At 58.0% G+C, this 14440-nt stretch carries 10 protein-coding genes; 9 read left to right on the top strand and 1 reads right to left on the bottom strand.

Annotated elements, in window-relative coordinates; all coding sequences use genetic code 11:
- Window positions 1-89: 89 nt before the first annotated feature.
- Window positions 90-863 (bottom strand): transcriptional regulator GlcC, encoded by a 774-nt coding sequence (gene glcC / locus JQR90_RS17750; protein ID WP_010796003.1) that lies wholly within the window; start codon window positions 861-863, stop codon window positions 90-92.
- Between the two features lie 234 nt (window positions 864-1097).
- Between glcC and glcD the strand changes: the two genes are divergently transcribed.
- The 9 genes from glcD (at window position 1098) to JQR90_RS17705 (ending at window position 14435) form a co-directional block, all read left to right on the top strand.
- Complete coding sequence (gene glcD / locus JQR90_RS17745; RefSeq protein ID WP_010796002.1) at window positions 1098-2597, top strand: glycolate oxidase subunit GlcD; 1500 nt, start codon at window positions 1098-1100, stop codon at window positions 2595-2597.
- Between the two features lie 8 nt (window positions 2598-2605).
- Entirely contained in the window at window positions 2606-3664 is a 1059-nt protein-coding gene (gene glcE / locus JQR90_RS17740) for a glycolate oxidase subunit GlcE (protein ID WP_434140789.1), read from the top strand.
- The gene (gene glcF, locus JQR90_RS17735) at window positions 3664-4944 is read left to right on the top strand and encodes a glycolate oxidase subunit GlcF (protein WP_010796000.1); all 1281 of its coding nucleotides are present in this window, start codon (window positions 3664-3666) and stop codon (window positions 4942-4944) included. The genes glcE and glcF overlap by 1 nt, the downstream gene beginning before the upstream one ends.
- Window positions 4913-5320 (top strand): heme-binding protein, encoded by a 408-nt coding sequence (locus JQR90_RS17730; RefSeq protein WP_010795999.1) that lies wholly within the window; start codon window positions 4913-4915, stop codon window positions 5318-5320. The genes glcF and JQR90_RS17730 overlap by 32 nt, the downstream gene beginning before the upstream one ends.
- Before the next feature lie 29 nt (window positions 5321-5349).
- Window positions 5350-7524 carry a malate synthase G gene (locus tag JQR90_RS17725; RefSeq protein ID WP_434140186.1) on the top strand — a complete coding sequence of 725 codons (2175 nt, stop codon included), beginning with the start codon at window positions 5350-5352 and terminating at the stop codon, window positions 7522-7524.
- Window positions 7525-7709: 185 nt separating this feature from the next.
- Complete coding sequence (locus tag JQR90_RS17720) at window positions 7710-9485, top strand: acyl-CoA dehydrogenase C-terminal domain-containing protein (protein ID WP_434140185.1); 1776 nt, start codon at window positions 7710-7712, stop codon at window positions 9483-9485.
- A 273-nt stretch (window positions 9486-9758) separates the two neighbouring features.
- A complete protein-coding gene (locus JQR90_RS17715; RefSeq protein ID WP_122041471.1) occupies window positions 9759-9917 on the top strand; it encodes a YqaE/Pmp3 family membrane protein in 159 nt (52 codons plus the stop codon).
- Between the two features lie 145 nt (window positions 9918-10062).
- Entirely contained in the window at window positions 10063-13611 is a 3549-nt protein-coding gene (locus JQR90_RS17710) for a response regulator (protein ID WP_434140184.1), read from the top strand.
- Between the two features lie 2 nt (window positions 13612-13613).
- Entirely contained in the window at window positions 13614-14435 is an 822-nt protein-coding gene (locus tag JQR90_RS17705; protein WP_019367532.1) for a CheR family methyltransferase, read from the top strand.
- Window positions 14436-14440 lie beyond the last annotated feature (5 nt).

Genomic DNA, 14440 nt, shown 5'->3' with positions numbered 1-14440 from the left:
ACAGGGCGCGGAGAGTGCCGAACTAGACCATACATTACCGTGAACTGTGTCGCAATAATGGCTATAGGGCAATAAACCTGCCCGAATGGTTAGACCCATCCCTCCAGCCGCATTGTTGCGCGAACCAGACGTTGCTCTTCCTGTTCGATCTCTCGTAGATTGTCACGAATACTGTGGATATGGTCGAGCGCCGCGCGACGGGCCTGATCGGGCAAACGCTGGGTAACAGTCTGATAGAGGCGGGTGTGCTGGCGGTCGATCTGCCTGCGTTGCGGCGGGCGGTGATAGAGGTTGGCGATACAGGCAAACACCGATCCGAGCAGCAGATCATTCAACGACTGGAGGGTATGCACCAGGACGGGATTGTGTGACGCCTCGCTGATGGCGAGATGAAACGCATGGTCCAGTCGGGCATGGGTATCTGCGTCCAACGCTTCCGGGTTTTCACAAGCCTCGCACAGCGCCTGATAACGTCGGCCAATCAACACAAAGTCCGCCTCTGTACCGCGCAAGGCTGCCAACCGGGCGGCTTCTCCTTCGAGCAGGGCGCGCACTTCGAGCAGATCGAAGAGCGTACGGGGTTGACTGCCAAACAGGTGCAGCAGTGGGCTGGTGTCATTCGAGGCGCTAAGGCGAGCTACAAAGGAGCCGCGGCCCTGGCTGGTTTCAATGATGCCCCTTGCTCTCAGCACACCGAGTCCTTCACGCAGGGCCGCCCGCGAAACCCCCAGCTTGTCGCACAGGCGACGCTCGGAGGGCAGGGCTTGCCCGACCTTTAATACGCCATCGACGATCAACCGTTCGATTTGCTCGCTTACAGCATCGGCAACCTGTCTTCGCTTGGTGACTTCAAGAGTGCTCATGGCTCTGGTCTGACCAGTTGGTAAAGACTTAGTGGGCATGAGTGTCTGGTCTTTCGTCAAGGTGCATGGCGCCTGTGGGCCTAAGACTTTCGGCTAAGACTGAGTATTGAAAAACTGGTCTGACCAGCTTTTAGTGGCATAGACGTCTTGGCAAACGGGGAGTAAAAGAAAAGCACGTAGCCTTGAAAGGCCCAGGCCCTCCGGCACAAAAACAACAAGATCGGTACTCTGGCAATGAATATCCTGTATGACGAACGCGTCGATGGCGTACTGCCCAAGGTCGACAAGGCTAGTCTGATTAAGGCATTGGAGGCCGCGTTGCCCGGCGTTCAGCTCCTCCACGCACGCGAAGACCTGAAACCCTACGAGTGTGATGGCTTGTCGGCATACCGCACGACGCCCATGGCCGTCGTGCTCCCGAATACCATTGAGCAGGTGCAGACCTTAATGCGGCTCTGCCATGAGCGTAACGTCCCAGTCGTTGCGCGGGGAGCAGGGACGGGGCTTTCCGGTGGTGCTCTGCCGCTGGAGCAGGGCGTGCTGCTGGTCATGGCGAAATTCAATCGGATCCTTGAAGTTGACCCGGATGCGCGCCGTGCACGGGTTCAGCCCGGCGTGCGTAACCTGGCGATTTCCCAGGCAGCCAATCCTTACGGGCTGTATTACGCCCCGGACCCGTCCTCCCAGATCGCCTGTTCCATTGGCGGCAATGTGGCTGAGAACGCAGGGGGCGTGCACTGCCTGAAGTATGGACTTACGGTGCATAACATCCTGAAGGTCGACATTGTGACCATTGAGGGAGAGCGTCTGACCCTGGGTAGTGAGGCGCTGGACACGCCCGGGTTTGATCTGCTGGCCTTGTTCACGGGTTCGGAGGGGCTTCTAGGCGTGGTGGTGGAGGTGACCGTCAAGCTTCTGCCCAAGCCACAAACGGCCAAGGTGTTGATGGCCAGCTTCGACAGTATTGAAAAAGCCGGTCGAGCAGTCGGCGATATTATCGCTGCAGGCATCATTCCTGGCGGTCTGGAAATGATGGATAACCTCTCCATTCGGGCGGCGGAAGATTTCATCCATGCAGGCTATCCGGTGGACGCCGAGGCTATCCTCCTGTGTGAGCTGGATGGGGTGGAGTCTGACGTTCATGCTGACTGCGATTGCGTTCGTGATGTCCTGGCGCGGGCCGGAGCCACCGAGATTCGGCTGGCCCGGGACGAGGCCGAGCGGCAGAAATTCTGGGCAGGCCGCAAAAACGCATTCCCGGCAGTAGGCCGGATTTCTCCCGATTACTACTGCATGGACGGCACCATTCCCCGCCGTGCATTGCCGGGCGTTCTCAAGGGAATTGCGGATCTGTCCGAGCACTACGGCCTGCGGGTTGCCAATGTCTTCCATGCCGGGGACGGCAACATGCATCCGCTGATCCTGTTTGATGCCAATCAGCCGGGCGAACTTGAGCGCGCAGAAGAGCTGGGCGGCAAGATCCTCGACCTGTGTGTGGAGGTAGGTGGCAGCATCACCGGTGAGCACGGCGTAGGGCGAGAAAAGATCAACTCCATGTGTACGCAGTTCAAGCCTGATGAATTGACGTTATTTCACGCCGTCAAGAAAGCCTTTGATGAGAAGGGATTGCTCAACCCGGGCAAGAACGTGCCGACGCTGCACCGCTGCGCTGAGTTTGGCGGCATGCATGTACATCACGGCAAGCTGCCTTTTCCTGAACTGGAGCGCTTCTGATGGACGCCATGACTGCTTCCCATGATGCTTCTCAGACGCTTCAGGACGAAGTGCTGCAGGCTATTGAACAACGTCAGCCGCTGCGCATCCGGGGCGGCGACAGCAAGCGTCACCTGGGCCGACCGGTAGACGGTATGGAAATCGATGTGCGCGCCCACCGAGGCATCGTTACCTATGATCCCACTGAGCTTGTAGTAACGGTACGGGCGGGCACTCCACTGGCTGAGTTGGAGGCTGCGCTGGAAGCCAACGGCCAGATGCTGCCCTGCGAGCCGCCGCATTTCGGACCGGGCGCGACGGTAGGCGGCATGATTGCGACGGGCTTTTCCGGCCCGCGTCGGCCTTGGGTAGGCTCGGTACGGGATTTCGTTCTGGGGACCCGGGTCATCACAGGCGAGGGCAAGCACCTGCGCTTTGGCGGTGAAGTCATGAAGAACGTGGCGGGCTATGACCTGTCTCGTCTGCTGGCCGGGAGTTTTGGTTGTCTGGGGCTGATCACCGAGGTGTCTCTCAAGGTTCTGCCCAAGCCGCGGACGTGTACCCGTCTAAGGTTAGAGCTGGATGCCCCGCGCGCGCTAAGCAAGCTGGCCGAGTGGGAGCGCCAGGCCATTCCGCTGGCAGGGGCCTGCCATGATGGCCGCGCATTACATATTCGTCTGGAGGGCGGTGAGGGTTCTGTCGCGGCCGCTCGGGATCGCATTGGAGGTGAAGACCTGTCCGTTGCGTACTGGACGGATCTGCGCGAGCACCGACTGGAATTTTTCGCTGATCCACGTCCACTGTGGCGCCTGTCGCTACCCAATCACATCCCCGTATTGGAGCTGCCCGGCTCGGTCCTGATGGATTGGGGCGGTGCCCAGCGGTGGCTGAAAAGCGATATGGATACCGCCACGCTCAGGCCTCTTGTCGAGCAGGTCGGGGGGCATGCCACCTGTTTCACGCCTGATATCACGCGCGAGCCATTCCACCCACTGGCACCTGCGCTTCTCAAATATCAGCGTCAGCTCAAGCAGCAAATGGACCCGCATGGGCTGTTCAATCCTGGTCGACTGTATGCGGAGCTGTAATGCAAACAATACTAAGTGAAGAAGCACGTCGCCTACCGCAGGCAGCGGAGGCCGAACGCGTACTGCGTAGCTGCGTACACTGCGGCTTCTGCAACGCGACCTGCCCGACCTATCAACTGTTGGGCGATGAGCTGGATGGCCCTCGCGGGCGTATCTACCTGATCAAGCAGATGCTGGAAGGCGGACCCGTAACAACGAAAACACAACTGCACCTGGACCGCTGCCTGACCTGTCGCAACTGTGAGACGACCTGTCCGTCCGGCGTGACTTACCACAATCTGCTGGATATCGGTCGTGCCGAGCTGGAGCGCCGCGTGCCTCGCCCCATGAGTGAGCGCCTCCTGCGGGCCGGCTTGCGCGCCGTGCTACCGCGTCCTGCGTTATTCAAGACGCTGGCGGGTGTAGGGCAAACACTGCGCCCACTCTTACCGGATGCGCTAAAGAGCAAGCTTCCTGCCGATCCGCTTCCCGCGGGAGAGCGTCCGGCGGTACGTCATGAGCGACACGTGTTGATGCTGGAGGGCTGTGTTCAACCAGGACTATCGCCCAACACCAACGCTGCAACGGCGCGGGTGCTGGATCGCTTGGGGATTAGCGTGGTCGATGCGCCGCGAGCAGGATGCTGCGGCGCCGTTGAGTTTCACCTTAATGCCCAGCATGACGGCCTTGACCGTGCCCGCCGCAATATCGATGCCTGGTGGCCTGCCGTGGAAGCAGGCGCAGAGGCAATCGTGCAGACGGCCAGCGGTTGCGGCGCATTCGTCAAGGATTACGGTCATCTGCTGAAGGATGATCCCGCCTATGCCGCCAAGGCCCGCCGGGTATCCGAGCTGGCAAAGGATATCGTCGAGGTGGTTCGTGCCGAGCCGCTGGAGCGGCTGGTGGTGAGTGCGGATCACCGGTTGGCCTTTCATTGCCCCTGTACCCTGCAACATGCCCAGAAGCTGGGCGGCGCTGTAGAAGAGGTCTTGCAGCGTCTGGGCTATACGCTGGCGACGGTGCCAGACGCCCATCTGTGCTGCGGCTCTGCCGGCACCTATTCGCTCACTCAGCCGGAGCTGTCTCGTCAGCTGCGAGACAACAAGCTCGCCGCGCTCGAGAGTGGGCAGCCCGATCTGATCGTTACCGCCAATATCGGTTGCCAGACCCATCTGGGCGGTGTTAGTCGTACACCGGTCCGACATTGGATCGAGATTGTCGATGCCGCTCTGAATTCCGAACCCTACCATCCTCACGTGGAGAATCTGCATGCAAAGCAAAGCCGTCCTGACCGTCACTGAAGTGAATCGCATCCTGGAGGCCGCACGCGCCGAGGCCGAGCGCAACCAGTGGGCCGTCTCCATTGCGGTAGTGGACGATGGCGGACATCCGCTGGCGCTGCTCAGGCTCGACAATGCCGCGCCAACCAGCGGCTACATCTCTACGGAAAAAGCCCGGACCGCAGCCCTAGGGCGCCGTGAGTCCAAAGGGTTTGAAGACATGATCAACGGCGGACGCACTGCCTTTCTGTCCGCGCCGGTGTTGGCTGGCATGCTGGAGGGTGGTGTACCGGTCATGGTCGAGGGACAGGTCGTCGGCGCGGTAGGCGTTTCAGGCGTCAAAGCCGATCAGGATGCACAGGTGGCCAAAGCGGGTGCTGCGGCTGTTTTGGGTTGAACCGATAAGAAGAACACAGGGATTACGACATGACTCAACGCACTTCTTGCCATCGCTTACAGGTAGCCACCTCCTTGCATCGCTTTGTCGAGGAGCAAGTGTTGCCCGGTACGGGAATCGATAGCGCTGCTTTCTGGCAGGGCTTCGATGCTCTGGTGCATGACCTGGCACCGCGTAACCAGGCACTGCTGGCCGAGCGTGATCAGATCCAGGCAAAGCTGGATGACTGGCATCGTGCCAATCCTGGCCCGATCAAGGACATGGCGACCTACCGCCGCTTTCTGGAGTCCATTGGCTACCTGCTGCCGCAGCCGGAGAAGGTCCAGGCGACCACAGCCAATGTCGATACTGAAATCGCGCAGCAGGCTGGTCCGCAGCTGGTTGTACCGGTGCTCAATGCGCGTTATGCCCTAAACGCTGCGAATGCGCGCTGGGGCTCGCTTTACGATGCACTCTACGGCACCGATGCTATTCCAGAAGACGAAGGCGCCGAGAAAGCCAAGGGCTACAACCCCGCTCGCGGAGCCAAGGTTATCGCTTACGCCCGCGACTTCCTGGACCGGACCGTTCCGCTGGCCAAAGGCTCCCATAAAGAGGCGACGTGCTACCGGGTCGACGGCGGCCGTCTCGTGGTAGACATGAAGAATGGGGCCTGCGAGCTGGCCGATCCGTCAGCCTTTGTCGGCTATCAGGGCGATGCATCCGAACCATCGGCCATTCTGCTCAAGCACAACGGTCTGCATTTTGAAGTTCAGATCGATCGTCACTCCCAGATCGGCCAAACCGACTGTGCTGGTGTGAAGGACATCCTGATGGAATCGGCCGTCAGCACCATCATGGATCTGGAGGACTCAATTACTGCTGTGGATGCACAGGACAAGGTCCTGGCTTACCGTAACTGGCTGGGCCTGATGAAAGGTGATCTGGCCGAAGAGGTGACCAAGGGTGACAAGCGCTTCACGCGTACGCTCAACCCGGACCGTGAGTATACGGCGGCCAATGGTGAGAGCCTGTCGCTGCATGGCCGCTCGCTTCTGTTCGTACGTAACGTCGGCCACCTGATGACCAACCCGGCCATTCTGTATGCCGATGGTCAGGAGATTCCTGAAGGCATCATGGATGCGGTGATGACCGTGACCATCGCCCTGCATGATCTGGCGCGCCGTGGCAATTCCCGTACCGGCTCCATTTATATCGTGAAGCCAAAGATGCACGGACCAAAGGAAGTGGCTTTTGCGGCTGAATTGTTTGGACGGGTCGAGTCCATGCTGGGACTGCCTGCCGACACGATCAAGATGGGTATCATGGATGAGGAGCGCCGTACCAGCGTCAACCTCAAGGTCTGTATTGCCGAGGCGGCTTCCCGCGTGGCCTTTATCAATACCGGTTTCCTGGATCGCACCGGTGACGAGATGCACACCAGCATGGAAGCGGGCGCGATGTTGCGCAAGGGCGACATGAAAGGAAGCAAGTGGATCGCCGCCTACGAGCGCAACAACGTCTTGGTTGGTTTGTCCTGCGGGCTGCGTGGCCGCGCCCAAATCGGTAAGGGCATGTGGGCCATGCCTGACCTCATGGCCGCCATGCTGGAGCAAAAGATTGGTCATCCCAAAGCTGGCGCCAATACCGCCTGGGTGCCATCGCCTACGGCTGCGACCCTGCATGCGCTGCACTACCATCAGGTCGATGTGCAGGCGATCCAGCAGGAGCTGGAGCAGGTCGATGTCAATGCCGCCCGTGACAGCATCCTGAACGATTTGCTGACCATTCCAGTTGTCGAGTCTGCCAACTGGTCGGCCGAGGAGATTCAGCAGGAACTGGACAACAACGCCCAGGGCATTCTGGGTTATGTCGTGCGCTGGGTAGACCAGGGCGTCGGCTGTTCCAAGGTGCCGGATATCCATAACGTCGGCCTGATGGAAGACCGCGCCACACTGCGTATCTCCAGCCAGCATATTGCCAACTGGTTGCGCCATGGCGTAACCAATCAGGCACAGGTGATCGAAACGTTGCAGCGGATGGCCCGTATCGTGGATGAGCAAAACGCAGGTGACTCCCTGTATCGCCCCATGGCGCCCAACTTCGAAACTTCCTATGCCTTCCGGGCCGCCCGGGACTTGGTTCTAAAGGGACGCGAACAGCCTAACGGTTACACCGAGCCGCTGCTTCACGAGTGGCGATTGAAAGCCAAGGCAGGCTTGTAAAAGCCTTGAAAAGGGACGCTAACAGCGTCCCTTTTTCGTTGGCTCAAACAAGGATCGGGTGGGTGACCGAAGCTGACTGTCTGGTCGCATCATGAACCTATGGCCCTTTTGGCGTGTTCGCTACACTCAGGGAATACTCACAAAAAAGCGCCGGATACCCTGCGCCTCTGCTGGAGGATTGCCCCATGGCTGACTACCAAGCTCCCCTACGTGATATCCGTTTCCTGCTCAACGATGTGTTCAGGGTGCAGGAGGCGTGGCAGCAGTTACCTGAGCTGGCGGAACGGGTCGATACCGAGACGGCCGACGCCATTCTGGAAGAAGCGGCCAAGGTGGCTGCCCGCACTCTGTCTCCACTTAACCGTAATGCGGATGAAGAGGGCTGCCGTTGGGATGGGGGCAAGGTGATTACGCCAAAAGGCTTCCGGGAGGCGTATACCGTCTATGCCGAAGGCGGTTGGGTAGGCGTAGGCGGTGATCCCGAGTACGGCGGTATGGGTATGCCCAAGGTGATTTCTGCTCAGGTCGAGGAAATGGTCCATGCGGCCAATCTATCCTTTGGCCTGTACCCCATGCTCACAGCGGGCGGTTGCCTGGCCATCCATGCCCATGCCAGCGAAGAGCTGAAAGCGCGGTACCTGCCCAACCTCTATTCCGGTGTATGGGCAGGCTCCATGTGCCTGACCGAGCCCCATGCCGGCACAGACCTGGGCATCATCCGCACCCGTGCCGAACCGCAGGCGGATGGCAGTTATGCCATTACCGGTACGAAGATCTTTATTACAGCCGGTGAGCATGACCTGACGGAAAACATCATCCACCTGGTGCTCGCGAAGCTTCCGGACGCACCTGCCGGCTCCAGAGGCATTTCACTTTTCCTCGTTCCAAAGGTCCTAGTCAATGAGGACGGCAGCCTTGGCGAGCGCAATACCCTGGCGTGCGGCTCCATCGAGCACAAGATGGGTATTCATGGCTCCAGTACCTGCGTGATGAACTTTGATGGCGCCAAGGGTTATCTGGTCGGTGAGCTCAATAAAGGGCTGGCTGCCATGTTCACCATGATGAATTACGAACGCCTGGGTGTAGGTATTCAAGGGCTGGGAGCAGGGGAGCGTTCCTATCAGAGTGCCGTTGAGTACGCCCGTGAGCGCCTGCAAAGCCGCGCGGCAACCGGCCCTTCTGCGCCTGAAAAGGCGGCTGACCCTATCATCGTTCATCCTGACGTACGTCGCATGCTGTTGACCATGAAGGCCTTGAACGAGGGCGGTCGTGCATTTTCCACCTATGTTGCGATGCAGCTCGATATCGCCAAGTTCAGTAACGATGCTCAGGTGCGCTCACGTGCCGAAGGCATGGTGGCGCTATTGACTCCTGTAGCCAAGGCTTTCCTGACAGATCTGGGGCTCGAGATTTGCGTGCATGGCCAGCAGATCTTTGGTGGGCATGGGTACATTCGTGAATGGGGACAGGAGCAGCTGGTACGAGACGTTCGTATTACCCAGATATACGAGGGCACCAACGGTATCCAGGCGCTGGATCTGATGGGGCGCAAGGTCGTAGGGTCGGCGGGAAGCCTGTATCGGCCTTTCTCGGAAGAGATCAGAGCCTATATCGAAATACTGAATGGCACGTCGTCCGAGTTTGCCGAACCGCTGCGAGCAGCGCTGGATAACCTGGACGCCCTGACCGAGTGGGTCATGAACGAGGCCAAAACCAATCCGAACGAGATAGGTGCAGCATCGGTGGAGTACCTGCATGTGTTGGGTTATACCGCCTATGCCTACCTGTGGGCGCGCATGGCTGAAGCCGCATTGCAAAACGATCATGCCGAGCTGTGCAGTAGCAAGCTCGCAACGGCACGGTTCTACTTTGCCCGACTGCTACCTCGCATTCATTCGTTGACGGCTTCGGTAAAGGCAGGCAGCGGTGTGTTGTATGAGCTGGAGGCTGAGCAATTCTGATGTAAGCAAATACTTACAGAATGTTGCATGACTTGGCTCTATTAACCCTACATTTATAGGGAATATCATTCAGCTATCGAGTTCAGCGCAGGAAGCGCCCCAGTTAAAACAGGGAGTTAGAGGACTGCACCAGGACGGTGCCCGATACGGAAATCCTCCATAGTCTGCAAAGCCCCGCTACAGCGGGGTTTTTTCTGCCTGGCATTCGAGGAACCGACTCCCGTGCAATAGGTCCTATAGCTGTTTCGACGGCCTGTTACGAGGAGCTTGCAAATGGACCTGATCAGAATCATCTGCGCCATCATCCTTCCGCCCCTAGGCGTTTTCCTCCAGGTTGGTCTCGGAGGCGCTTTCTGGTTGAACATCCTGCTGACCATTTTGGGCTATATTCCAGGCATTATTCATGCTGTCTGGATCATCGCTCGGCGCTAGTCCAGGCAATGGATAATTCGGCCCGCGATTGAATTAATTTAACGCGGGCCGCTTCGCTTTTCGTTTTTTCGTGCATGCTTGCCGTACTGCGGCTGCCTTGCAGCAGGTGGCCGCTTTTTCATTCATGACTGATATTGAGTAACGCATGAATCGTGAGTCGCCTGTCGATCAGCAAAGCTTTCGTCGAATCCTGAGCCGCAACCTGACCCTGCCTCTAGGGATCGGCTTTCTTACCTCAGCGTTCTTCGTTGCTATCGTTTATTACCTTCTCTCCGTCAACCAATGGATCGAGCATACCGACCGGGTCATCAGCAGCGGTAACAATATATTCAGGCTGGTGGTGGACCTGGAAACAGGGATGCGTGGGTATCTGTTGAGTGATGATCCCACATTCCTTGAGCCCTACCAGCGCGCATTGCCTACCGTGCAAGCCCAGCTGGATGAGCTGAAGATTCAGGTTTCGGACAATGAGGTTCAGCTCCGGCGGCTTGAACGGATCGAGAGCCTGCACCGTTCCTGGCGCGAATATGCGGCACGCATGATTGCGCTGAACCAACAGAACGGCGACTTCATGAAGCATGTGCGTGATGGGGAAGGCAAAGACATGATCGATGCCATTCGCCGTGACTTCAACGATTTCATTGCCCTGGAACAGCAACAACGGGCCGAGCGTAGTGCAACGGCCAGCCAGGCCACGATTATCATCGTGGCCTCGTTCCTGAGTGTCAGCCTCTTGCTGAGCGGCCTGCTGGCCTTCCTGGGGCGCCGTGAATTGACGCGCTTGTCCAATACCTACACCACCGCGCTGGATCAGCAGCTTGATCATACCGAGCAAATGCAACGGCAGGCTTGGTACCGTGCCGGACAGATGCAGCTCTCCGAACAGGTAATTGGCCAGCAGACACTGCCTTTGCTAGGGCAAAGCATCCTACAATTCCTGGCCCGTTATCTGGGCGCTTCTGCGGGAGCGATCTATATCGTCCAGGACGATAACCGCAAGCTGGAACGCGTAGCTGAATATGCGTTGAGCGAAGAGAACCTTTCCACGAGACGCACGCTGGCCCTGGGTGAAAGCCTGGTGGGACAGGCGGCTCTGGAGTCGCGCATCGTTGAGCTGAAGGATCTGCCACGTGATTATCTGAAGGTCAGCTCGGCCGTCGGCGAGACCACTGCCGCAGCGGCCCTCATCGTACCGATTGAAAGCGATGGTATGGTCAATGGCGTGGTGGAGCTAGGCTTTACTCGCAGTCTGGAGGCGCGGGATACCGAGTTGCTCAAGCTTGTCTCCTCAGCGATTGGTTCTTCCATCGAAGCCGGCAAGTATCGCCAGCGTCTGCAAAAGCTGTTGGCCGAGACCCAGCAGCTCAACGAAGAATTGCAGGTACAGCAGGAAGAACTCCGCACAGCCAACGAAGAACTCGAAGAGCAGTCCCGTGCGCTCAAGGAGTCTCAGGCGCACCTCGAGCAGCAGCAGGCCGAGCTTGAGCAGACCAATGAGCAGCTCTCCGAGCAGACCCATGAGCTGCAACAGCAGCGCGACATGCTCGACGAGCGCAACAACCTGCTCAACGCAGCGCAGACTGAACTGGAAGAGCGGGCTCGCGAGCTTGAGCGTGCTAGCCAGTACAAGTCCGAATTCCTGGCCAACATGTCCCATGAACTACGGACACCGCTCAACAGCTCGCTTATCCTGGCCAAATTGTTGGCCGATAACACGGATGCGAACCTTACTGCCGAGCAGGTCCGTTTTGCAGAGTCCATCTATTCTGCTGGCAATGACCTGCTCAACCTGATCAACGATATCCTCGACATTTCCAAGGTCGAGGCAGGCATGCTGGAAATCAGGCCTGAGCAGGTGTCCGTCAAGCGTGTTGTCGACACCCTGAAAAACTCGTTCAATCCCGTGGCTGATAGCCGTGAGCTGTCTTTCACGGTGGATCTTGCCGACGATCTGCCTGGCTTTGTGTATTCGGATCGGCAGCGTATCGAACAAATTCTCAAAAACCTGCTTTCCAATGCATTCAAGTTCACCGAGCGAGGCGGCGTTACGCTCAAGGTGACGCTCGACCAGAACCAGGTCGCGTTCGCGGTCACCGACTCGGGCATTGGGATTGCGCCAGATCAGCAGGAAGTCATCTTTGAAGCCTTCCGTCAGGCCGATGGCGCAACGACCCGTCGTTACGGCGGTACCGGTCTGGGACTTTCCATTTCCCGCGACCTGGCCAAGCTGCTGGGGGGCTCCATTGAAGTACAGAGCGTTCCGCAGCAGGGCAGTACCTTCACCTTGCGCCTACCCCTGCAATATGAGCAGCCACTCATTGCCGACGCACCTGCTTCCCGTGTTCAGGCCGCTCCTGCGCCACGTCCTACCAACGAGGCGCCAGCTCCAGTCGCGGTTGCTGCATCCGTTGCTGCCGCGCCGTCATCGGTGCCAGTAGTGACGGCTGACGAAATAAGCCCGGCCCGCCCGAGACCGTTCCCGGACGACCGTGAAAGCTTCCCCTTCCCGGATCGTAAGGTACTGGTGATTGAAGACGAGCCGCAATTCGCGCGTATCCTTTACGATCTGGCCCATGAGCTGAAGTACAGCTGCCTGGTGGCGCACGGGGCTGATGAAGGTTTTGATGTCGCAACCGAGTTCACGCCGGATGCCATCCTGTTGGACATGCGCCTGCCCGACCATTCAGGCCTTACCGTACTTGAGCGGCTCAAGGAAAACCCCCATACACGGCATATTCCGGTGCATGTGGTGTCGGTTGAGGATCGGGTCGAGGCAGCTATGCACATGGGGGCCGTTGGCTATGCCATGAAGCCCACCACCCGTGATGAACTCAAGACTGTCTTCAGTCGACTCGAAGCCAAGTTTTCGCAGAAGATGAAGCGCATTCTCCTGGTCGAAGACGATGCGCTGCAGCGCGACAGCATCACCAAGCTCATCGGTGATTCGGATGTGGAAATTACCGCGGTAGAGCTTGGCCAAGAAGCGCTTGAGCTGCTGCGCAACAATATCTATGACTGCATGGTAATCGACCTCAAGCTGCCCGATATGGAAGGCAACGAGCTGCTTGAGCGCATGGCCAATGAGGAAATCTGCTCCTTCCCGCCGGTCATTGTCTATACCGGGCGCAGTCTGACCCGTGACGAAGAAGCGAACCTGATGAAGTACTCGCGTTCGATCATCATCAAGGGAGCCCGTTCGCCCGAGCGTCTGCTGGATGAGGTCACACTCTTCCTGCACAAGATCGAAGCCGACATGCCGCCTGAGCGCCAGAAAATGCTCAAGACTGCCCGCAGCCGCGACAAGGCATTCGAAGGTCGTAAGCTCCTGTTGGTAGATGACGACGTACGCAATATCTTCGCCCTGACCAGTGCGCTCGAGCAGAAGGGAGCAATCGTCGAAATCGCCCGCAATGGTCTTGAGGCGGTGGAGAAGGTACAAACGATCGAAGGTATCGATCTTGTACTCATGGACATCATGATGCCAATGATGGACGGCTATCAGGCCATGCAGGAAATTCGCAAGATTCCTTACCTGCAAAAACTGCCCATTATTGCCATTACTGCCAAGGCCATGAAGGACGACCAGGAGCGTTGTCTGCGTGCCGGGGCCAATGACTATCTGGCCAAGCCTGTCGATCTGAACCGGCTGTTTTCATTAATCAGGGTATGGATGCCGTCACTGGAGAAGCTGTAACCATGTGTCCCGACCGTACCCTGGATATTGAGCTGCGCTTGCTCATCGAGGGTATCTATTTCAAATACAGCTACGACTTTCGGGACTATTCCGGCGCTTCGCTCAAGCGCCGGGTGCTCCATGCGCTGTCGAAGTTTGAATGCGAAACCATTTCAGAGCTGCAGGCTCGCGTGCTGCATGATCCGCAGCTGTTCAGCGAGCTGCTCCAGTTCCTGACGATTCCGGTCAGCGAGATGTTTCGTGACCCCACCTATTATCTGGCAATTCGAGAGCACGTGGTCCCCGTGCTCAAGACCTATCCATCGCTCAAAATCTGGATTGCTGGTTGCAGTACGGGGGAAGAAGTCTATTCCATGGCCATCCTCTTCAAGGAAGAGGGGCTGCTGGACCGTACGTTGATTTACGCCACCGATATCAATCCACAATCGCTGGATCGTGCCCGGCAGGGCGTCTTTCCGCTGGAGCGGGTGCGTAAATACACACAAAGCTATCAGCTGGCCGGCGGCAAGAATTCCTTTTCCGACTATTACACAGCCGCCTACGATGGGGCGCTGTTTGATAAGTCACTGATGGCCAATGTCACCTTTGCCGACCATAGCCTGGCTACGGACATGGTGTTTTCTGAGACGCACTTTATCTCCTGCCGAAATGTTCTGATCTATTTCAACAAAGGCTTACAGAATCGCGCGTTCGGTTTGTTTCATGAGTCGCTGTGCCACCGGGGCTTTCTCGGACTCGGCAGCAAGGAGTCGCTCGATTTCTCTGCCTATGCGGGTCATTTCGAACCGGTCGTCAAAAAAGAACGACTTTTCAGGCGGTTATAATCGTC

This window comes from Pseudomonas sp. JZ114 (genome assembly GCF_051027705.1).
Lineage (GTDB): Bacteria > Pseudomonadota > Gammaproteobacteria > Pseudomonadales > Pseudomonadaceae > Chryseomonas > Chryseomonas luteola.
Note: the sequence above shows the minus strand (reverse complement) of the source record. Positions and strands in the feature narration are given on the sequence as shown.